17 protein-coding genes and 1 tRNA gene are annotated in these 20853 nt (G+C 61.1%); 8 read left to right on the top strand and 10 right to left on the bottom strand.

Features of this window, described 5'->3' with window-relative positions; all coding sequences use genetic code 11:
• Window positions 1-4: 4 nt before the first annotated feature.
• The 5 genes from mscL to AEYBE204_RS21345 form a co-directional block, all read right to left on the bottom strand.
• Window positions 5-409 (bottom strand): large-conductance mechanosensitive channel protein MscL, encoded by a 405-nt coding sequence (gene mscL / locus AEYBE204_RS21365; RefSeq protein ID WP_023460395.1) that lies wholly within the window; start codon window positions 407-409, stop codon window positions 5-7.
• A 23-nt stretch (window positions 410-432) separates the two neighbouring features.
• Window positions 433-729, bottom strand: coding sequence for an integration host factor subunit beta (locus tag AEYBE204_RS21360; RefSeq protein ID WP_023460394.1), 297 nt, complete (start codon window positions 727-729; stop codon window positions 433-435).
• Window positions 730-1092: 363 nt separating this feature from the next.
• Complete coding sequence (gene rpsA / locus AEYBE204_RS21355) at window positions 1093-2781, bottom strand: 30S ribosomal protein S1 (RefSeq protein ID WP_023460393.1); 1689 nt, start codon at window positions 2779-2781, stop codon at window positions 1093-1095.
• A 198-nt stretch (window positions 2782-2979) separates the two neighbouring features.
• A complete protein-coding gene (gene cmk / locus AEYBE204_RS21350) occupies window positions 2980-3624 on the bottom strand; it encodes a (d)CMP kinase (protein ID WP_023460392.1) in 645 nt (214 codons plus the stop codon).
• Between the two features lie 38 nt (window positions 3625-3662).
• The gene (locus AEYBE204_RS21345; RefSeq protein ID WP_023460391.1) at window positions 3663-4094 is read right to left on the bottom strand and encodes a hypothetical protein; all 432 of its coding nucleotides are present in this window, start codon (window positions 4092-4094) and stop codon (window positions 3663-3665) included.
• A 205-nt stretch (window positions 4095-4299) separates the two neighbouring features.
• Here AEYBE204_RS21345 and AEYBE204_RS21340 point away from each other — a divergent pair, with 205 nt between their 5' ends.
• From AEYBE204_RS21340 to AEYBE204_RS21325, 4 genes are all read left to right on the top strand, one after another.
• Window positions 4300-4788 (top strand): TIGR02300 family protein, encoded by a 489-nt coding sequence (locus AEYBE204_RS21340; RefSeq protein ID WP_023460390.1) that lies wholly within the window; start codon window positions 4300-4302, stop codon window positions 4786-4788.
• A gap of 282 nt (window positions 4789-5070) precedes the next feature.
• A tRNA-Ala gene (locus AEYBE204_RS21335) sits at window positions 5071-5146 on the top strand.
• A 212-nt stretch (window positions 5147-5358) separates the two neighbouring features.
• Window positions 5359-5991 (top strand): DUF4142 domain-containing protein, encoded by a 633-nt coding sequence (locus AEYBE204_RS21330; protein WP_081724552.1) that lies wholly within the window; start codon window positions 5359-5361, stop codon window positions 5989-5991.
• A 97-nt stretch (window positions 5992-6088) separates the two neighbouring features.
• Complete coding sequence (locus tag AEYBE204_RS21325) at window positions 6089-6361, top strand: GNAT family N-acetyltransferase (protein ID WP_023460388.1); 273 nt, start codon at window positions 6089-6091, stop codon at window positions 6359-6361.
• Here AEYBE204_RS21325 and AEYBE204_RS21320 read toward each other — a convergent pair.
• Window positions 6358-8412, bottom strand: coding sequence for a TonB-dependent receptor (locus tag AEYBE204_RS21320; protein WP_031229483.1), 2055 nt, complete (start codon window positions 8410-8412; stop codon window positions 6358-6360). The genes AEYBE204_RS21325 and AEYBE204_RS21320 overlap by 4 nt on opposite strands.
• A 101-nt stretch (window positions 8413-8513) precedes the next feature.
• On the opposite strand from AEYBE204_RS21320, the gene AEYBE204_RS21315 reads away from it, so the two are divergent.
• Window positions 8514-11384, top strand: a complete 2871-nt coding sequence (locus AEYBE204_RS21315; RefSeq protein ID WP_023460386.1) for a pitrilysin family protein — start codon at window positions 8514-8516, stop codon at window positions 11382-11384.
• A 223-nt stretch (window positions 11385-11607) separates the two neighbouring features.
• Here AEYBE204_RS21315 and AEYBE204_RS21310 read toward each other — a convergent pair whose 3' ends face one another.
• On the bottom strand, window positions 11608-12636 hold the full coding sequence (locus AEYBE204_RS21310) for an aldo/keto reductase (protein WP_023460385.1): 1029 nt from the start codon (window positions 12634-12636) through the stop codon (window positions 11608-11610).
• Between the two features lie 159 nt (window positions 12637-12795).
• On the opposite strand from AEYBE204_RS21310, the gene AEYBE204_RS21305 reads away from it, so the two are divergent.
• Window positions 12796-13458, top strand: a complete 663-nt coding sequence (locus AEYBE204_RS21305) for a dienelactone hydrolase family protein (RefSeq protein ID WP_023460384.1) — start codon at window positions 12796-12798, stop codon at window positions 13456-13458.
• A gap of 2 nt (window positions 13459-13460) precedes the next feature.
• Here AEYBE204_RS21305 and AEYBE204_RS21300 read toward each other — a convergent pair whose 3' ends face one another.
• The 3 genes from AEYBE204_RS21300 to AEYBE204_RS21290 form a co-directional block, all read right to left on the bottom strand.
• Window positions 13461-14342: a DMT family transporter gene (locus AEYBE204_RS21300; protein WP_023460383.1), complete on the bottom strand. Its 882-nt coding sequence runs from the start codon at window positions 14340-14342 to the stop codon at window positions 13461-13463.
• Window positions 14332-15561 (bottom strand): multidrug effflux MFS transporter, encoded by a 1230-nt coding sequence (locus AEYBE204_RS21295; RefSeq protein WP_023460382.1) that lies wholly within the window; start codon window positions 15559-15561, stop codon window positions 14332-14334. Before AEYBE204_RS21295 ends, AEYBE204_RS21300 begins: the two co-directional genes overlap by 11 nt.
• Window positions 15562-15678: 117 nt before the next feature.
• Window positions 15679-17277: an ATP-dependent DNA helicase RecQ gene (locus AEYBE204_RS21290; RefSeq protein ID WP_023460381.1), complete on the bottom strand. Its 1599-nt coding sequence runs from the start codon at window positions 17275-17277 to the stop codon at window positions 15679-15681.
• Between the two features lie 250 nt (window positions 17278-17527).
• Between AEYBE204_RS21290 and AEYBE204_RS21285 the strand changes: the two genes are divergently transcribed.
• A complete protein-coding gene (locus AEYBE204_RS21285) occupies window positions 17528-19531 on the top strand; it encodes a transglycosylase domain-containing protein (protein WP_023460380.1) in 2004 nt (667 codons plus the stop codon).
• Between the two features lie 176 nt (window positions 19532-19707).
• Complete coding sequence (locus AEYBE204_RS21280; protein WP_023460379.1) at window positions 19708-20727, top strand: aldo/keto reductase; 1020 nt, start codon at window positions 19708-19710, stop codon at window positions 20725-20727.
• Window positions 20728-20853 lie beyond the last annotated feature (126 nt).

Here is a 20853-nt window from a genome sequence, read left to right as displayed (position 1 = left end):
GTAATTATTTCTTTTTCAGCTCTTCCAGAATGCCGGCCAGCAGGTCCTTTTCGGACGGGCCGGGGTCTGCCGCAGGGGCGGGCGGCGGCGGGGGCATTAGCTTGTTGATGGCCTTGACGACCAGAAAGATCGCCGCGCCGATGATCACGAACTGGATCAGGGTGTTGATGAACAGACCGTAGGAGATGGCGGCTTCGGCGGTTTCGGTCGCCGGATTGGCGGGGACCAGCACCCATTTGAGGTCGGAGAAATCGACCCCACCGGTCAGGACGCCGATCGGCGGCATGATGATATTGTCGACCAGCGAGGTGACGATCTTGCCGAACGCGCCGCCGATGACGACACCGACCGCCAGGTCGATGACATTGCCGCGCATGAGGAAGGTCTTGAATTCGGATACGATGCTCATCAGGAGCGCTCCTGCCGTAAAGGTTAATCGTTGTCGTCGCCGCTGAGGTTCAGGCGCTCACGAAGTTCCTTGCCGCTCTTGAAGAACGGCACGTGCTTGGCGGGGACGGAGACCGCTTCGCCGGTGCGCGGGTTGCGTCCCGCGCGGGCCGGACGCGAGCGCACCGACAGGGCACCAAAGCCACGCAGCTCGACCCGACCGCCTTTTTCCAGCGTCTCGATCATCGATTCGAGGATTAGATTGACCACCCGTTCGACGTCTTTTTGGGTCATGTGCGGATATTCGGACGCCAGTCGCTCAATAAGTTCCGATTTTAACATCTTATCCCCCGAACACAGCAAGGTTCGACAATATGAAAATGCGCCGCCGCAAATAGTTGCGGCCAAAACAAAAACAAAAGATGCGCGGCAACGCACCGAACCACAATTCGCACCCAAGGATGCGTTTCAAAAACTGAGCATGATCGAAAATGAATGTCGGATCAAGGTGTTGTTGAAAAAATTAACACGGCCTGTGCGGTAAATTGTTTCAGATGGCTCCCGAGCCGTCACCGGTGTCTGTTGCGGGGCACAAAAAAAGCCCCCGTGTTTCAGGCTTTGCGAAAAGCCGTCCACACGGGAGCTTCATTTCATATCAAAACCGAGACACCGGCTCCCCGTTAAGGGTGCAGGGTCTCGACCTTGCTACTCCTTGGTCTGACCACGCAGGGCGGCGCCCAGGATGTCACCCAGCGAAGCGCCGGAGTCCTGCGAGCCGTACTGCTCGATGGCTTCCTTTTCCGAGGCCATTTCCAGAGCCTTGATCGAGACGGACACCTTGCGGGCGGCCTTGTCGACATTGGTGATCTGGGCATCGATACGGTCGCCGACGGCGAAACGCTCGACGCGCTGCTCGTTACGGTCGCGCGACAGGTCCGACTTGCGCACGAAGGCGCTCATCGGGGCGTCGTCTTCACCGAACTTCACTTCGATACCGCCCGAAGTCACTTCGGTCACAGTCACGGTGACGGTCTGACCCTTCTTGAAGGTGTCGCCGGTCATCGGATCGCCGCCGAGCTGCTTGATGCCCAGCGAGATGCGTTCCTTCTCGACGTCGACGTCGAGAACCTTGGTCTTGACGATGTCGCCCTTCTTGTACTTGGCGATGGCTTCTTCGCCCGCGACGTTCCAGTCGAGGTCCGACAGGTGGACCATGCCGTCGATTTCGTTTTCGAAGCCGACGAACAGACCGAACTCGGTGGCGTTCTTGACTTCGCCTTCGATGGTCGAACCGATCGGGTGCTTGGCGAGGAAGTCGTCCCAGGGGTTGTTCTGGGCTTGCTTCAGGCCGAGCGAGACGCGGCGCTTGCCGGCATCCACTTCAAGGACGACCACATCGACTTCCTGCGAAGTCGAAACGATCTTGCCCGGATGGACGTTTTTCTTGGTCCACGACATTTCCGAAACGTGGACGAGGCCTTCAACGCCCGACTCCAGCTCGACGAACGCGCCGTAGTCAGTGATATTGGTGATGCGGCCCGAGAACTTGCCGCCGACCGGGTACTTGGCTTCGACGCCGTCCCACGGATCCGATTGCAGTTGCTTCATGCCGAGCGAGATGCGCTGCGTGTCCGGGTTGATCTTGATGATCTGGACGCGAACGCTGTCGCCGACGTTGAGGACTTGCGACGGATGCGAGACGCGCTTCCACGACATGTCGGTGACGTGCAGCAGGCCGTCGATGCCGCCGAGGTCGACGAACGCACCGTAGTCGGTGATGTTCTTGACGACGCCGTCACGGATTTCGCCTTCGGCCAGCTGACCAACCAGCTCGGTGCGCTGTTCGGCACGGGCTTCTTCGAGGATGGCGCGACGCGACACGACGATATTGCCGCGCGGACGGTCCATCTTGAGGATGGCGAAGGGTTGTTCCTTGCCCATGAGCGGTGCGATGTCGCGGACCGGACGGATATCGACCTGCGAACCCGGCAGGAAGCCCGAAGCGCCGTCCATATCGACGGTGAAGCCGCCCTTGACGCGGCCGACGATGGTGCCCATGACCGGCTCGCCTTTGTTGAAGATGACTTCAAGGCGGGTCCAGGCTTCTTCGCGGCGGGCCTTTTCACGGCTGATGACCGCTTCGCCCATGGCGTTTTCGACGCGCTCAAGGTACACTTCGACGGTGTCGCCGGTCTTGATATTGGCGGCTTCCGAGCCGAATTCCTTCAGGCTGATGCGGCCTTCGGTCTTCAGGCCGACGTCGACGATCGCGAAATCCTTTTCGATGCCGACGACGAGGCCGTGAACCACCTGGCCCTCGAGCATTTCGCGGCCGTGCAGGGATTCGTCGAGAAGCGCGGCGAAATCGTCACGCGAAGGGTTAAAATCGCTCATAAATTCTCAGTTTCGGTTGGCGCGTGCAACGGGCGGTGTGAAGGGCGGCGTCCGGACAGGGACAGACGCAAAGCAAACTTCGGCCAGTAACAGGCGACTTTGGGGGATGGGTTTTGAAAGTCAGAGTCCTGCCAGTACAGACTGTGAAGCGAAGACCGTGATCCCTGATCTGTAAAGCGCGCCGGTTAGATTTAACGCTCAGAAAGCGTCACGGCGGTCTTTCACGATATTTCGCGCAAGCTCGATGGCCGCCTCTATACCTAAATCGGTGGTATCAAGCAAGACCGCATCTTTGGCCATTTCAAGCGGGGCCGAGGATCGCGACGAATCGCGCTCGTCGCGCAGACGGATGTCGTCGAGAATGGCCTCGAACGTCAGGTCCGGCGTGTCCTTGACCAGTTGCAACCAGCGGCGCTTCGCGCGCACTTCGGGGGCCGCGGTGACGAAGATCTTCACCGGGGCGTGCGGCGCGATAACCGTGCCGATATCGCGTCCGTCAAGGACGGCGCCAGACGGCTGATGGGCAAAATCGACCTGAAACTGCTTGAGCGCGGCGCGCACCTGAGGGATGGCGGCGACCTGAGAGGCCCATTCACCGGCCTCGCGTCCGCGCAGGGCTGGGTCGTCCAGAACGGAAAGATCGAGTTTGAGCGCCAGATCGGCGAGCGCGTCGACGTCGTGCAGTGTCAGGCCCTGACGCTGACGCAAAACGCCGACGGCGCGATAGATCAGACCGGTGTCGAGGACGGGCAGGCCGTGGTCTCTGGCGATAACGGTCGCCAGCGTCCCCTTGCCGGAGGCGGCGGGTCCATCGAAGGCGATGATAAGCGGTGTCTGGGTCATGCTACGCGTTATAATGTGGGATTGCCTGACGGCAAGCCCTATTGCGGCAAGCACGCCGCAACATAGCCCTTTTCGACCTCGTAACGGGCGCGCAGAACGCCTTTCACGGAGATCGACGGGGCGTAATAATGGGCGCCGCCGTTTTTCATCTTCACGGCGACCGGGGTGCTACCGCTGGGGCAGTCGGCGGTCATCTGACCGTTATCGGGTACGGCGGCGCGAAGGCGCTGTGGTGTTTCGGGGCGGCACATGCGCACTCCGTTGGGATGGACGAAGACCTTGCCATTGGCGGTCTCGGTCGTTTTTCCGGCCATGACCAACGGCAGTTCGCCAGCGTCGCAGCTCACCATGACGGTGGTTTTGCCCCCGGATTCGAAGGATACGGACGGTGCGGCGTCGGCGGTCCCGGCCAGCGAAATCAGGACGGAGGTCGCAAGAAGCGTCGTTAAGGCGGCGGTGTGGCTGGACATGATGTTTTGACCCCTCGTCTTCCATCAAGATTGCACGAACGCTGTATGAGTCAAGTATCCACAGGGCGTTTACGGGGTGAACGGACCGTCACTCGGCGCGGCTGAGGTGAAAATTTCATCCCTATTCGTCAAAGGGGTTTTGACAGGCGGGCAATCTGGTGGCAAGGGAGCCAACCACAGAGTTATTTTTAGATGAGGACGATCCGTGGCTGATCCCGCCTTAGGCACCAAACAGATTTGCCCCAACTGCACGGCAAAGTTCTACGACCTGAACAAGCGTCCGGCGCACTGCCCGAAATGCGCCAACGAGTTCGACCCTGAAGAGGCGCTGCGCACGCGCCGCACCCGCGCCCGTCCGATCGAGAAGGACGAGTACGATCAGGACGAGATGGAAGATCAGGTCAAGGACAAGGCCGGTGACGACGAGGACGAAGACGAGCCTGAAATCACCGCGCCGGAAATCGACGAAGTCGTGGCCGACGATCCGGTCCTGATCGACGAAGACGAAGACCTCGATCCGGCCGACCCGGCGCGCGTGGGCGGCAGCCCTGACGCCGTCGATATGGATATCGAAGACGCCGATCTGGTCGATGACGACGCCGACGACGTGCCGTTCCTCGAAGACGAGGACGACGATGCTTTCGATGAAGAAATCGACGGTTTGCCGGGTGAAGGCAACGAAGACGATATCTGATCGGGTATTTAGGGCGGAATGATTTTTTATCAGGATCATTCCGTTTAGGCCGCCATTGAGGCGGCGGCCAAGGTGGCGTAGCCACCGCCCGGTGAGGGACTAAAAGTAAAAAAAGCCGCGAAGCGTTGTCTTCGTGGCTTTTTTTATAGTCACCTCGATGTTCCGTTCACGGGGCTGTGAAAAACTCCAAAAACTTCACAAAAAGGGCTTGCAAGTCAAAATGCCTTGCCCTAGAAGTCGCGACCTCGACGGCGGCAACGGTGTCGGGACCATCCTTAAGATGGGGCATTAGCTCAGCTGGTAGAGCGCTTGCATGGCATGCAAGAGGTCAGCGGTTCGACTCCGCTATGCTCCACCATTAAAAAAGGCTCACCTGAGGGTGGGCCTTTTTTAATGGTCAGAAGACTGGACCCGGATCGGTATTGCCGCAAAATCGCCCGAAAAAAGCCACTGTTGCAAATATACAACATTCTTATATTTGCACCTTGGCTTCGGAGGCGCATACTTATCAGCGTGGAGTCACATTAAAGGTCACAGGGTCGTTCGCGACCGTCATACCGAGTATTGACCATGTCTCTCAAGACAATCGCCTGTAGCCTAAGCCTGATGGCCCTTATGAGTGGGGCGGCCCTGGCGCAGGAAGCTACCGTTCCCGCGCAGAAACTGCCCCCCGAACAAACGCCGCCGACGGCGCCGCCCACCGAAACCCCCGCCGAAACGCCGGTCGCCAGTGCGCCGGATGCCACCGAGGTCGCCACCGACGCTGCCGGTCTGAGCCCCAAGGCCTTTGTCGAAAAAGCCTATCAGGCCAACGAGTTCGAAATCGCGCTGAGCCAGATGGCGCTCGACAAGGCGATCGACCCTAAGATAAAGGTGTTGGCGCAGCAAAGCCTCGATGCCCACACCAAGGTGCGTGAAGGTATGATTTCCGCGGTTCAGTCGTCGGAATCGGATATGAACTTCCAGCAGGTGTGGACCGATGAGCAACGCCGCACGCTTGCGGAACTGGACGTGACCAAGGGGGCCGAATTCGATGCCCGCTATCTGGAAGTCAGCACCCACAACCGTAGCGAAGCGGTGGAGCTGTTCGAGGCCTATGCCGCCACCGGGACCGACGCCGCGGTGAAGACCTTCGCCACCCAGTCGCTGCCGACCCTCAATTCGTCCGAACAGGCGATCAGCGCGGTCGAAGCGGCGAAATAGCCCATCCGGGTTTTAGAACAGTCGGTATTCGCTTTTTACGAATACCGCCTGTTTTTTTATACACATCGTCCTACATGGAGAAAAAGGGAGATGTGTGATGACTGAAGTCACCGACAACAAGGAAAACGACCGCTTCGAACTGAACCGCGAAGGGTTCGTCGCCTATGCCGACTATCATGTGCAGGGCGAGGTCGTCTTTATCGACTATGTTTACGCGCCGCCGGAACTGCGCGGATCGGGTGCCGCCGGCGAGTTGATGCGCGGGCTTGTCGAGATTATCAAGGCGCACGGGCAGAAGATCCGTCCGATCTGCGGCTATGCGGCGGCGTGGTTGCAACGCTCGCCGGTCGGGCGTGAATTGCTGGCTTAGGGTATATATTTCAGCGTCAGCCACAGACTGCGGCGGTTGTCGTAGCTGATAATATTGTCCGCAGTGCGCTGGATGGGAATATCGGCATCGAGCGCATTATCCAGCGTTACGATCACCGACCAATGGTCCGTTACCAGTTTATCGAACCGTACCCGCAGCTTGCTGGCGGGACGCAGGCGTTGCCGGTTCAGATCGTCCTCGAAGCTTTCGCCGGTAAACACCCAGTCGAGACTGAGATCGTTGGCCCCCGTGAATTGATAGGTGGCGCCGAAGGTCGCCATATAGTCGGTAGCCTGAGCCGGGCGTTTGCCCTCCAGCGTCGGATCGCCCCCGGTCATCCGGGCATCGGTCAGGGTGGCCGACGCCTTCAGGGTCAGGTTGAGGGTGGCGATCCAACCGGCGGAAACCTCCAGACCGGTCGCCTGAATTTCACCGGCATTTTGTCTTTGACGCAGGACGCCACCGGCCGGGATAAAACCCGCCGTGGGGAAGGTGCCGGGACCGAAACCGATGGTAATATTGCTGATCGGGTCGCTGAGGACATTATAGAACAGCCCGACGTCGATCCCGTAGGAATCGTCGTTGTAGCGCCAGCCCGTCTCGATGCCTTTCAGGGTTTCCGGTTTCAGGGCGCTATTGGCTTCGGTGACATCGTTGCCGACGCGGAAAGGCCGGTAAAGCTCGTTCAGAGACGGCGGGCGGAAGCCGTTATAGGCCGCGATCCGCCACTGGTTTTGCGCGTTGACCCGCCGTGTCAGGCCCAGCCGCGCCGACACGACGGTTTTTTCCGCCTTATCGGGCCGCAGGTCGAGGACGGTCTGACCGGTGGGCAGGTCGCGTTCCTGTCGGAAGGCGTCGGTCGCCTGCCAGCGGTCGACGCGTAGCGCGCCGGTCAGACTCCACGGCCCGAAACCTTGCATACCTTGCGCATAGGCTCCGATCAGCCGCGTCTCGCCGCCCGCTACGCGGTAACGCGTCGCGGCCCCCGACACGTAACGGAAATATTCGCGGGCCTCGCCGCGATTGAGGCGGGCATCGACGCCGATTTCCCATTCGCGGTCGTCATCCTGATGACGCAAGGCGGCGTTGACGCCATAGCCTTTCGCCGGCGTGCCGATCTGATCGTTGGCCAGCGCCGTGCCGGTGCGTCCGGTCAGCACCGAAACCGAACGGTTGGCGAGGTCGGAGTCGCGATACCAGGCCTGAAGGCGGAAGCCTTTGCGCGACGCTTCGGGTCGGCGCGTGAGGGACACGGCGAACTGGTTGCCGCTCGACAGGGCGGTTGCGCCGTCGAGGCCCGTATCGCGCCGGCTCTCATAGTGTCCGGCGACAAACGTCAGATTGCCCAGAGATGGATTATCCGCCACCAAAGGCCGCTCCCAGGTGGCCAGAAGAGACCGGTCTTCGCCATAGACGCCCTGATCGGCGGCCCCGCGCTGGGGGTCGCGCACCGCCGCGTCGCCATAGCGGGTGGCCTGCGTGTAGTAAAGCATCGCGCCGCCGTACCCCGCCGTCAGGCTGATGCCGTGATTGCCGCTCTCGCCGATATCGATCTGTCCGGAAAAGGTATCTATGGGCGGTGCGAGGCCGAGATCGACCACGCCGGTCAGGGCACCCGCCCCATAGGCGCCGCCACCCGCCCCGCGCACCACGCGGGCACGGTCGATGGCGTCGGACGGCAGGGCGGCCCAGATGACCCAGCCGCCAAACGGATCGTTTTGCGGTACGCCGTTGAAGGTGACCAGCGCGCGTCCGGCACCGGACGGCCCGATGGCCCGCAGCGACAGGCCCTGCACGGTCGGATTGGCGGTCAGGCTGGACGAGCGGCGAAACAGCGAGGCCTGCGTGGCGGTTTTCAGTGCCTCATCGAGCGACGCCGCAGCATCGATATCGGCCTTTTGCACGGTTATGGCGGAAAAAGCCGCATCGCCGCGATAGGGCTCCAGCCGCCCGCGGACGATGACCTCGCTGATCTCATGCGACGAAGCGGCTCCCGCCGTCAGCCCTCCGACAACGTAAAGCGCGGCTATATCCATGCGAAATCGCGTCATGCAGGCTCCTTGGACGGGCAGATTACAGGTTCAACGTCCCCTTGTCTTTCCTCCGCCGCTTGATTAGCCTTCAATATGAAATTTCGTAAAGAGGAGGCGGCGTGCGCCAGTTGATAAGGGCGATCGCGGCGGTGGTGCTGCTGACGGTGCCGGTAGCCGACGCCGTATCAGCTCGTGATTTCGGGCAGGTCATCTGGCCGCACGAACAGAGCGACCTCAAACCCGATCCGGATGCGCGGTTCGGGCGTCTGGCCAATGGCATGACCTATGTCCTCTACCGGTCGAGTGCCCCGGCGCAGGGGATTTCCATGCGCTTTCGGATTCGCGGCGGTTCGATCGACGAACGCGACGGGCAGGAAGGGCTGGCGCATTTCGTCGAGCACATGGCCTTCAAGGGCTCAAAAGGGCTGGGAGAGGGGGAGCTGGTGCGACTTCTGGCGCAGAATGGGTTTGATTACGGGACCGACGCCAATGCCTTTACGCATTTCGAGACGACGGAATATGTCCTCGACCTGCCGGGGTGGAGCGACAAGCTGGTACAGACCGGTCTGTTCATCTTCCGCGAGACGGCCTCGAACCTGACCTTCGATCCGGCGGCCATCGATCGCGAACGCGGCGTGATCGCGGCGGAAGAACGCGAGCGCGCCACGCCCGACAGCCGAGCGTCTCAGGCCTGGGACCGCGCCGCTTTTGCCGGTTTGACCTATGCCGATCGCTGGCCCATCGGCAAGGCGGAGGTCATCGCCAAGGCGTCGCGCGACGATTTGCTGACCTTTTATCAAGCCTACTACCGTCCCGAACGGGCGACCCTGATTGTGGTAGGAAAGTTCAGCTTCGACACCATGGAAAAGAAGATCGCCACCGTGTTCAACGACTGGCAGCCGGTCGGCGCTGCCCCCCTGCCACCGAAGCTGGGGGCCTATCAGACTAAGGGCCTGCGCGCCTTCGTCCACGCGGAAAAAGGCCTGCCGGAACAGATATCGCTGAGCTGGTTCCGGCCGTGGATCGACGCGCCCGATGCGAAGGCTACACGGCGGGTGGGGCTTCTGAAAGCGCTGGCGGTGGATATCTTCAATCACCGCCTGTCGGAAGGTGGGCGTCTGGCCGGATCGCCGTATCTGGGGGCGCAGATGGGCTATGACAATGAACGTCTGACCGCCAACCAGACGATGGTGTCGGTGGTGCCGAAATTCGGTCAGTCGCGCGAAGCCCTGACCGAGGTCGTGCGCCGCATCAATCAATTCCGTACTCACGGCGTCACCGAATCCGAACTGGCCGAGGCGCTGGTGCGCTTCGAAGCCGCCAATCAGCGCGATCTGCTAAGCCGCAAGACGCCGAACAATGTCGATCTGGCGTCGGGGCTGCTCGACTATGTCGACCACGACGACGTCTATATGTCGCCGGAGCAGTTCATTGCCTTGTGGAACGAGCTGAAACCGGCGTTCACGGTGGCCGGGGTCAATGCGCAGATCGCCTATCTGTTCGGCGGTGACGGGCCTTTGATCAGCCGTCAGGGGCCGGAGCGCGACAGCCTCGACGAGGCGGCGCTGACCGCGACCTACGCGGCGGCCAATGGTGAACGCGTCGAGGCGGTGACCGACGTTCAGGCCACCGTCTGGCCCTATGCGGATTTCGGCAAGCCCGTGCGTCACGTGACGAGGACTGTGGTCAAGACGCTTGGTTTTACGCGCTATACCTATCCCAACGGCGTGACGCTCAATTTCAAGCCGTCGGGGCTGGAAAAGAACCGCGTGCTGGTCACCGTGCGTTTCGAGGGCGGGACAAGACTGTTTTCGCCCGACGGCCCCGATCCGTTGTATCGGGCGTGGGTTTACGACCCCTTGCCGTGGGGATTGGGCAAGCTGAGCGCCGACGGGATCGGCCGGGCTCTGGGGGGCAAGGCCTATGGGCTGGGTTACGATCTGGACGAGGATGCCGCCTACCTGACCGGCGACACCGACAAGGCGGGTTTTCCCTATCAGATGCAGTTGATGATGGCGTGGCTGACCGATCCGGGCGACCGCGTCGAAGCCTTCGAGAACACGCGCGGCAACCTGACCTATATGGTGAAGGGTCTGAGGTCGACGCCGGACGATATGCTCGGCTACTATCTGTTGCCGACACTCAATTGCGGCGATCATCGCTACGACCTGCCCGCCGCCGACGAGGTGCGCGACCTTAAACCCGCCGACGTGATCGGCGTGGTTCGCCGCACGGTCACCAATGTGCCGATCGAGGTGACCATCGTCGGTGACCTCAGCGAAACCGCCGCCCTGTCGTGGATGGAGCGGACCTTTGCCACCTTGCCGAAGGTGCCGGCGGCACCGGTGCTGGCCGCCCGGGGCGAGCGTCTGACCTTGCCCGTGACGGCGCACAGCTATCGCCTGTTCCACGAAGGCCGTGCCGATCAGGCCGTGGCCTATGCGGTGTTTCCGACGACCGATGCCCTGAGCGACGTGCGTGAAACCCGGCGGATCGAGTTGCTCTCGGCCATTCTCAGCGACCGCCTGAACGAAGAGGTGCGCGAACGGCAAGGGGCCAGTTACGGGGCTTCGGCGGGCAGTTACGGCTCGATGATGTTCAGAGGCTACGGCTATATTTCGGCGCAGGCCGAGATCAATCCGGACAAGGACGAACTGTTCATCCGTATCCTGATGGAAACAGCGCGCGACCTGCGAGAGCGTCCCGTCGGTTTCGATGAGCTGCAAAAGGTGCGCATTCCCATGACGGAGCGGCTCAATGACAATTACAAAACGCATCAGGAATGGCTGCGCGTCCTGCCGGGGCTGTATGGCTCACCACGCTGGGATTACGAGGTCGGGGTGGCGAAACAATATGACGCCATCACCCCGGCGGAATTGCAGGCCACGGCGCGCAAATATCTGACGCCGGAGCGGATGCAGCGGTTCAGCATCTTGCCGGAGAAAGACGGACAGACCGAGCCGCTGGTGCCGGTGTGCCGAAAGGATTGATCTGTCTTATACCTCCCTGGCTATGCCGGGGTATAGTGCAGACGAAAGTATAGCTTTCGCCAAGCGATGGGACCGCTTTGCGAAGCAAAGGGGTGGTAGGGTATCTTACTGAGCCTCAACGATCACTGATGTAAGAAAGCAAGAACCCCCACCACCACATCTCAGGCCTTTGGCCTTCGTGCGGTCCCCTTCCCCAACAAGTTGGGGAGGTATGAGAATGGTATCACCACTGCGTCGGTTTGGGATTCCGGTCGAAGCCCATCTGATGCCAGTAGGGATAGATCGGCTGGGTACGGCTCACCGCATCCAGACGCGCGACCTGTTCGGCGGACAAATCCCAACCGACCGCGCCGAGATTGGCGATCAGTTGCGCCTCGTTGCGGGCGCCGACGACGATATTGCTGATCCCCGGACGTTGCAGCAGCCAGTTGAGCGCCACCTGCGGGATCGTCTTGCCGGTCTCTTCGGCCAGTTCGGCCAGCACATCGACAACCGCATACAGGCGCTCAGTATCGACCGGCGGACCGCCGCCTTCGCCGCCCTGAGCAATGCGGCCTTCGGCGGCGGGTTGATCGCGGCGAATCTTGCCGGTCAGGCGACCCCAGCCGAGCGGCGACCAGACCATAGTGCCGACGCCCTGATCGAGCGCCAGGGGCATCAGCTCCCATTCGTATTCGCGCCCGATCAGCGAATAATAGCCCTGATAGGCGACGTAGCGATTGAGGCCCAGCCGCTCGGACACCGCCAGCGACTTCATCAGGTGCCAGCCGGAAAAATTCGACGCACCGATATAGCGGACCTTGCCCGAGGTGATCAGGGTGTCGAGGGTGGACAGAACCTCTTCGACCGGCGTCAGGGCGTCGAAACCGTGCATGAAATAGACGTCGATATGGTCGGTGGCGAGGCGTTTCAGACTGTCCTCGACCGAACGCAGGATGTGATAGCGCGACGAGCCTTTGTCGTTCGGGCCACTGCCCATGGTGAAGGTCGTCTTAGTCGAGACTAAAACATCGTTGCGTCGGCCCTTGATCGCCGCACCGAGGATTTCCTCGGAGACGCCGCGCGAATAGACATCGGCGGTGTCGAAGAAGTTGACGCCGTGCTCAAGGCAGACATCGACCAGCCGCGTGGCCTCGGCCACATCGGTCGCGCCCCATTTGGAAAACATGTCGCCCTTGCCGCCGAAGGTGCCCGTGCCGAAGCTCAGAACCGGCACCTTGAGGCCCGACCGGCCCAACTGTCTGTATTGCATGGAAATAACTCCGTAGGAGGCAAATCTGTTGCGGTGCAACCTTTTAGATAATCCTAATCCATATAGGCCCTATCAAGCGGGTTTACAGCGGGGGCGGAATGATTTTATGGTGGGGATTACTGCACCGCATAAAATCAAAAAATATCCGAGGATTAGACTATGGGCCAGATGATCGACATCACCCGCCCCGATGGGGGTTCTCTGTCCGCCTATCTGTCCGGGATCGACCCGGCGCGCCCCAGCGTCATCGTGCTTCAGGAATGGTGGGGCCTCAACGACCATATCAAATCCATCGTCGATCGCTTCGACGCCGATGGTTTTAATGCGCTTGCACCCGACCTGTTTCATGGCCGCGTGACGAAAGACGCCGATGAGGCCAGTCACCTGATGAATGGGCTCGATTTTCCGGGCGCGGTCCACGAAGATATCGCGGCGGCTCTGGCCTATCTGAAAGGCATCAATCAGACGGTTGCCGTCATGGGCTTCTGCATGGGCGGGGCTTTGACGATTGCGTCGGCCGCGCGGCTGGAAGGGTTTTCGGCGGCGGTCTGTTTCTACGGCGTACCGCCCAAGGAATTCGCCAGCCCCGCCAATATCATCATCCCGTTTCAGGGGCATTTCGGCAAGAAGGACGACTGGGTCACGCCGGAAGTCGTGGCCAAGATCGAGTCCGATATGCGGAGCGCGGGCCGTCATCCGGAACTGTACAGCTACGACGCCGACCACGCCTTCTTCAACAAGACGCGGCCTGAGGTTTACGACGCCGGGGCGGCGGAACTGGCCTGGGAACGGATGATCGATTTCCTCGGCGATAATCTCTGATTTTAAGCCGTATCTTTTACGGTTACAGCCTTGCGTGCCGTAACAGTTGCGCCCGCCGACGCCGCGATGATCAGCGCGATGGCCAGCCATTGACGCCCCGTCAGGAATTCATGCAGCAGGACGAGGCCTGAGAGGGCGGCAACCGCGGGCTCAAGGCTCATCAGGATGCCGAAGGTCTTGGTCGGGATGGCCTTGAGCGCGAACATCTCGATGGTGAACGGTATCGCGCCGGACAACAACGCGACCCCCAGTCCCATCAGCAGGACGGGCCACGTAAACAGGGCCGGGGTTGCGGTACTGAGGCCGACCGGTACGGTCAGGATGCACGAAACGGCGATACCGAGGCTGACGGCGACGCCACCGGGCATCTGAGAGCCGACCTTTTGACCGAGCAGAATATAGGCGCCCCAGCAGGCTCCGGCGATCAGAGCGAAGATGACCCCCAGCGGATCGAGATGCGCCGCATCGCCCTGTGGCAGAAGTACCCACAGACCGGCAACGGCCAGTACAATCCAAACGAAATCGAGTTTGTGCCGTGAGCCCATCAACGCCACGGCGAGGGGGCCGATGAACTCGATGGCTACGGCGATGCCGAGCGGAATCCGCGCGATCGATGCATAAAAGACGAGGTTCATCACCCCGAGCACGATACCGTAGAGGGCCAGCGTTCGCCAGCGTCGTCCGGTCGGCCACAGGCCGGCGCGCCACGGCCTGAACACAGCCAAGAGGATGATTGCCGCAAAGCCCTGCCGGAGGGCGACGGTCGCCATAGGACCGACATCGCTGAACAGGTGTTTGGCAAAGGCCGCGCCGATCTGCACCGAAGCCATAGCGACCAGCAGGCTCAGGACCGAAACGACAGGCGCGGACGGATTACGCGGCATCGGTTGTGGCGGCTGCGGATTTTGGATTACCCAAAATCAGAATGGCCAGCCCGATCAGCGCGCACACCGCCATGACCGCGACAATCGGGGTCATGGTCGTGGCGTGCAGGTTCGATACGACCGCCGACACGACGGTGGCCAGCCCGATCTGGGTAAAGCTCATCAGGGCGGAGCCCGAACCGATGTCGCGCGTCAGGCTCGACAGGGCCGTGGCCGAGGAGTTCGGACCGATGAAGCCGATGCACGACAGAAGCAGGAAGATCATCGCTACGGTGCCGTAGACGTTGAAGACGTTCAGCCACGCACCGATGACGAAAAGCGTGGCGATGATGCACTGAACCGTCAGGGCGACGCGCAGGATCTGTTTCGACGGGAAGTAGCGGTTGACGATGACATTGACCTGACTCGATCCGATGAAACCGACGCTGAGCAGCGCGAAAATCAGGCCGTAGGTTTCAGGCTTCAGGTGGAAGATATCCATGAAGATAACCGGCGAGCCCGACACATAGATGAACAGGGTACAGAAGCTGAAACCGCCCGCAAACAGATAGGTGACGAAGGTCCGGTTGCGGTAGATCCCGGCAAAGGTTTTGATGATCGGCCACGGGGCCAACGAGACGGAGGTATCGGCGGGCTTGCCGGCAGGCAGTAACAGCATGGCCAGAGTCAGGATCAGGGCGACGATCGCGGCGAGGAACGCAAACACCCAGTGCCAGCCGAGCGTCGCGGCGACGACCCCGCCGATGGTGGGGGCCAGAAGCGGTGAGACGCCGATGGTCAGGATGATCAGCGATATGATCTTGGCGGTGTCTTTTGGGGGGAATAGATCGCGGACCAGCGCCATCGCGGCCACCGAGGCGACGCAACCGCCCAACGCCTGAAACAGCCTGAGCCAGATCAGGGTCTCGATATTGGGCGAGACGATGCAGCCGAGCGAGGTCAGGACGAACAAACCGAGCCCGAACAGCAGCGGCGGCTTGCGTCCGAAGCGGTCGAGCAGGGGGCCGTAAAACAACGGCCCCAGCGCCATGCCCGCAAAATAGGTCGACAGCGACAGGCCGACATGGGCGGTGGTGGTGCCGTAATCCTTGGCGATCTGACCGAAGGCGGGCAGATACATATCGATCGCGAACGGGCTGATCGTCGACAGGGCCCCTAAGGTGAAGATGACGAGAAACGGATTTTTCGGCGGATTAGGCACGGAATCGGGCGCAGACATAGGACACACACAAAGGCTTCAAAGAATGAAAGGCTAGATGTGGGTAGCGCGCCTTAAGGTCAAGTTTTGTCAGTGACGCGATGGTCAACAAATGTAACCACTATGGTCGACTGAGCATCAGGGTCGGACGCTGATGTCGATCTCGCCCCGCCACATGGCCTTGACCTTGTCGCCGTCGTGCAGGGCGATGATCGGCATCTTGCCGTCGTACATTTCCTCGGCGATCAGGCCGAGCGCCTGACAATAGTCGAGAACGTCGGCGAGGAAATCGGCCTTGTAGCCCTTTTGAGCCGCAATGCCGAAGGTCGTCTGCCGTGCGCCATAGTCCTGCGAGTTCTTGCCCAGCACGTGCTCGATCAGTTTCTTGCGTCCACGCGGCCCGTTGAGCCGGTGCAGGGCCGAGGTCAGGATCGAGGCCGCTTCGCGCGCATCGACGGGGCGTGTGCGGCTCAGGCAGTTGTCGCAGGTGCCGCAATCGTCCCCCGCCGCTTCGCCGAAATAGCGGCGCACGCCCTTGCGGCGGCAGTCGGGATTGTGGACGAACTGGAAGAAATCGAGCGCCTTCTGCTTCTGGATGCTCAGATCGGCGCCGGTCTCGCCTTCACGCATCCCCAGACGCCGCAACGACCAGCCGAGATCGGTCGAGCTGTACAGGCACACACCTGACGCCGGTTTGCCGTCGCGGCCCGCACGCCCGACCTCCTGCCAGTAGGCCTCCAGCGACGAGGGCGGATCGGCGTGGATGACGAAGCGCACATCGGGCTTGTTGATGCCCATACCGAACGCGATGGTGGCGACCATGATCTTGGTGCGGTCGGCGAGGAAATCCTTCAGCCGGTCTTCACGCAGTTTCGGTGCCAGCCCGGCGTGATAGGCGTCGGCCTTGTAGCCTTCGGCCGACAAGAGCCGCGCCAGCTTTTCGGCCCCGTCGCGCGAGCCGGAATAGATGATGCCCGACGCGTTCTTCTGCCGCCGCAACATGTCGAGGATCATCTTCTGGGCGCTGCCGGTGCGCTTCATCAGACGCAAGGACAGGTTCGGGCGGTCGAAGCTGTCAATGATCTCGACGGCGTCCTCGATATGCAGCGCCTTCTTGATGTCGCCACGCGTATGCAGGTCGGCGGTGGCGGTCAGGGCCAGGGTCGGCACGTCGCGGAACAGGCCCTTGAGCTGACCCAAAGCGCGGTATTCCGGGCGGAAGTCGTGGCCCCACTGTGAGACGCAGTGCGCTTCGTCGATGGCCACCAGATTGACGGGAAGACGCGACAGCTTATCGAGGACAAAGCTCTGGTTCAGGGCTTCGGGCGACATGTAGAGGAGGTCGATCTCGCCGTCGCGGCAGGCGTCCCACAACTGCATCCGCTCGTTCATCGACACCGAGGAGTCGAGACGCTCGGCGCGGACGCCGCGCGCCTTCAGCGCCTGCACCTGATCGCTCATCAGCGCGATCAGCGGGGAGATGACCAGCCCGAAACCGGGTCGCATCAGGGCGGGTATCTGATAGCACAGGCTCTTGCCGCCACCGGTCGGAAGGATGGTCAGGACGTTGTCGCCGTTGAGGATGGCGGCGATGACACGCGCCTGTTGCCCACGAAAATCGTCGTAGCCGAAGACCTTTTGCAGCGTCTCACGCGCCGCCTCGATCCGCTTGAGAGCAGGGCCGGACACACCGGGATCGGCGTAACCATTCGGGTCGTTGGGGTGGTCGAGGAGCATTTAGCCTCTATAGGCTGCTTCGGGGGGCAGGGTTCAAGCATAATTTTGACGAAATTAACCGTCAGAACGCACGATGGGGACGGACAATGCTTATACAAACGCGGCACTTTTGAGTCGCGGGTCATGGAAAATCGAGACTCACGCACAAAACTCTGGGTGCGGCGACGGGGCTTTGATATATCCTTAACCAAGTGTTTGCATGAAGTGGCGGCGAAACTAAGCGTAAAAGCCGGCGCGATGGGGATAATGAATGGCTCTCAGCTTTAATATGAAGCGTCCGCCCGTGAAGGCTCTCATCTATTGGACTACGGTCATCTGTGTCTGGGCGCTCATCTTCGTGGTGGGCTTCATCGCCGTGTTCGCCATCGACCTGCCCGACACCTCGTCGCTGTATAAGACGGATCGTACACCGTCGATCACCTATCTGGATCGCTCTGGCGCCCTGATCGCTGTGCGGGGTTCGCAGTTCGCGCCGCCGGTCAAGATCGACGATCTGCCCGACTATGTGCCTGCCGCCTTCATCGCCATCGAAGATCGCCGCTTCTACCACCATTTCGGCTTCGACCCTATCGGCATGGGCCGCGCTCTGGTGCGCAACGCGTTCCGTAAGGAAGGATCTAATCTCGCGGGCGGTTCGACCATCACGCAGCAGTTGGCGCGCAATCTCTTCCTGTCGTCGGATCAGAACATCAAACGCAAGATTCAGGAACTGATCCTTGCCGTATGGCTGGAGGTGAAGTTCACCAAGAAGGAAATCCTCGCGCTTTATCTCAACCGCGTCTATTTCGGCGCGGGTGCTTACGGAATCGAAGCGGCGGCGCAGCGCTATTTTAACAAGCCTGCCAAGGACCTGACCATCGGCGAGTCCGCCATGCTGGCCGGGATGATGAAGGGGCCGTCGCGCTATTCGCCCCTGTCGGATCAGGAGCGGGCGCGCAAGCGGACCCAGATCGTCCTAAACGAAATGGTCGACGCCAAGGTCATCACGGTCGCGCAGCGCGACGAGGTGGCCAAGACCGGCATCAAGGTGACCCGGACTTTGGCCACCGAGCACGCGCAGTATTTCGTCGATTGGCTGGATGGCGAACTCGGTACCATGATCGACCTCAGCAAGATAACGGATGATCTGATCGTCGAAACCACCCTCGACCTGCCGATCCAGACCGACGCCGAGCGCGCGGTCAAGGCGATGATGGCGCGCGACGCCAAGAAAAAGGTCGAACAGGCGGCGCTGGTGGCGGTCGACGGCGAGGGCCGTATCCGTGCCATGATCGGTGGCGTGTCCTATTCGGACAGCCAGTTCAACCGCGCGGTCGAGGCCAAGCGTCAGGCGGGCTCGGCCTTCAAGCCGTTCGTCTATCTGACGGCGATGGAAAGCGGGAACTATACGCCGATCACGACCGTGGTCGACGAGGAATATTCGATCGGCGACTGGAAGCCTGAAAACTATACCAAGAAGTATTTGGGCGAGATCACTCTTACCACGGCGCTGGCGCAGTCGGTCAATACGGTGGCGGCGCGTCTGGCCAACGATGTCGGACGCTCCAACGTCGCCTCGACGGCGCGGCGTCTGGGGATCGAGTCCAAGATCAACACCGATCCGGCCATGGCGCTCGGCACCGCCGATGTGGCGCCGATCGAAATGGCGCAGGCCTATGTGCCCTTCTCAAACGGCGGTTATAAGGCCAAGGCCCACGGCATCGTCCGTATCCGCACCGCGTCGGGCAAGGTGCTCTATCAGTCCAAGATGGGTGCCAACGACAACCGCGTGCAGGTCATCAACAATCCGGCGCTCGACTATATGAACACCATGATGCGCGAAGTCGTGCGTTCCGGGACGGGCTCCGGCGTGCGCCTGTCGCAGTTCGATATCGCGGGCAAGACCGGCACGACCTCCGATTACCGCGACGCCTGGTTCGTCGGCTATACGGGTGGCTTCGTCACCGCCGTCTGGGTCGGCCGCGACAACAATACGCAGATGGCCAAGGTCACCGGCGGCGGTACGCCCGCGGCGATCTGGCGCGAGTTCATGAGCAAGGCGCTGACGCGGATCAAGGTCAGCCCGATCCCCGCCGGTCCCGGCGGCGGTCTCAATGAAACGGCATCGAGCGCGGTCGATGAATTGCTCAATACCGAGGCCAGCGCCGAAGCGCCGAACATCATCGTCGAGCCGACACCGGAGCCGAAGAAGGAAGAGGCGCCGCCTAAGAACATCGACGACGTGTTCGAGGAAGCGCAGAAGCAGTCACGTTAAACTGCTGTTAAGGTGTTGTAATACCTCATTAACCATCTGCCTGTGGATGATCTGTGAATTTCGCAAATTTGTCTCAGGACGGTTTAAATCTTCAGAGGTTGTTTAACAGTTTGCCGCCAAATGGGTCCTTAACGGCGTTTTAGCGCCTTGGAATCATTAAGGTTTGGGTAAGGGTTATGGCTGTCGGCCACAATCTTCCCGGCCTGCGGGAAACGGCATTGGACACCCTTCTTGAGACAGGTACGGCTTCAATCCCGGCGGCGACGCCGGTTTTGGCGCGTGCGTCTTTAGGTCTGGGTTCGGCGCAGTTCGGTTGCGATTACGGTATCTCCAATACGCGCGGTCGGGTGTCCGAGGATGAGGTTCGCCAGATCCTGCAATACGCCGCTCAATGCGGTCTGAAAGCCATCGATGTCGCGCCCTATGAAGGCGACGTCGAGCGCATTCTCGGCCGTTGCTGGCCGTTCCCGTCACCCTTCAAGCCGCAGATCCGCACGGTTCGCGTCGAAAAAGGCCTCGACTGGATCGAGTCGCGTCTGAAGCGCTCGGTCGATCATATGGGTCTGGCCCGCGCCGCCGTCGGCATGGTCGATTGTGCCTCGGACCTGATGGGGCCGCTCGGCGATGCCCTGTGGGCGCGAATGGAAAAGCTGAAGGCCGAGGGCGTGTTCGCGCGCATCGGTATCGCGGCGCGTTATGAAGACCAGCCGGTCGCGCTGGCCAAACGCTTCAAGCCCGACCTCATTCAGGTGTCGGCTTCGATCCTCGATCAGCGTCTGGTGCGCGAAGGCGCGCTGGAAGCGCTGGCCAACATGGGCGTCGAGGTTCAGGTGCGCTCGGTCTTCCTGCAAGGCCTGCTATTCACGCCGCGCGAGGCTCTGCCATCGAATTTGCAGGCCCTGGGGCCGCAATTGTCGCGCATCAAGCGCCACCTGATGGAAACCGGCACCGATCCGCTGCACGCGGCGCTGAGTTACGCTATGCACCTCAAGGGCGTGTCGTCGGTCATCGTCGGCGTCACCTCGGCGGCGGAACTGCGCGCGGTGATCGCGGCATCCGACCGAGACAAGCCCGATCTCGCCTGGCAGGCTTTCGCCATCGAGGATGAGATAGCGCTTGATCCGTCGCTGTGGCACGCCGATCTGAGCGACGATCCGCGCCTGCGTCAGCGCCGCTCGGTTATCCGCGCGGCGTAAGCCCTTAAGCTTTAAGTCTATAACACGGCAAAACACGGAAAGAAGGAAAGCACGGATTTATCCGGGTTTTGATTAACCGACTCCATTTCCGTGTCTGCCGCGTAGCGGCTTTCCGTGCTTTCCGTG

Source organism: Asticcacaulis sp. YBE204, assembly GCF_000495855.1.
Lineage (GTDB): Bacteria > Pseudomonadota > Alphaproteobacteria > Caulobacterales > Caulobacteraceae > Asticcacaulis.
Note: the sequence above shows the minus strand (reverse complement) of the source record. Positions and strands in the feature narration are given on the sequence as shown.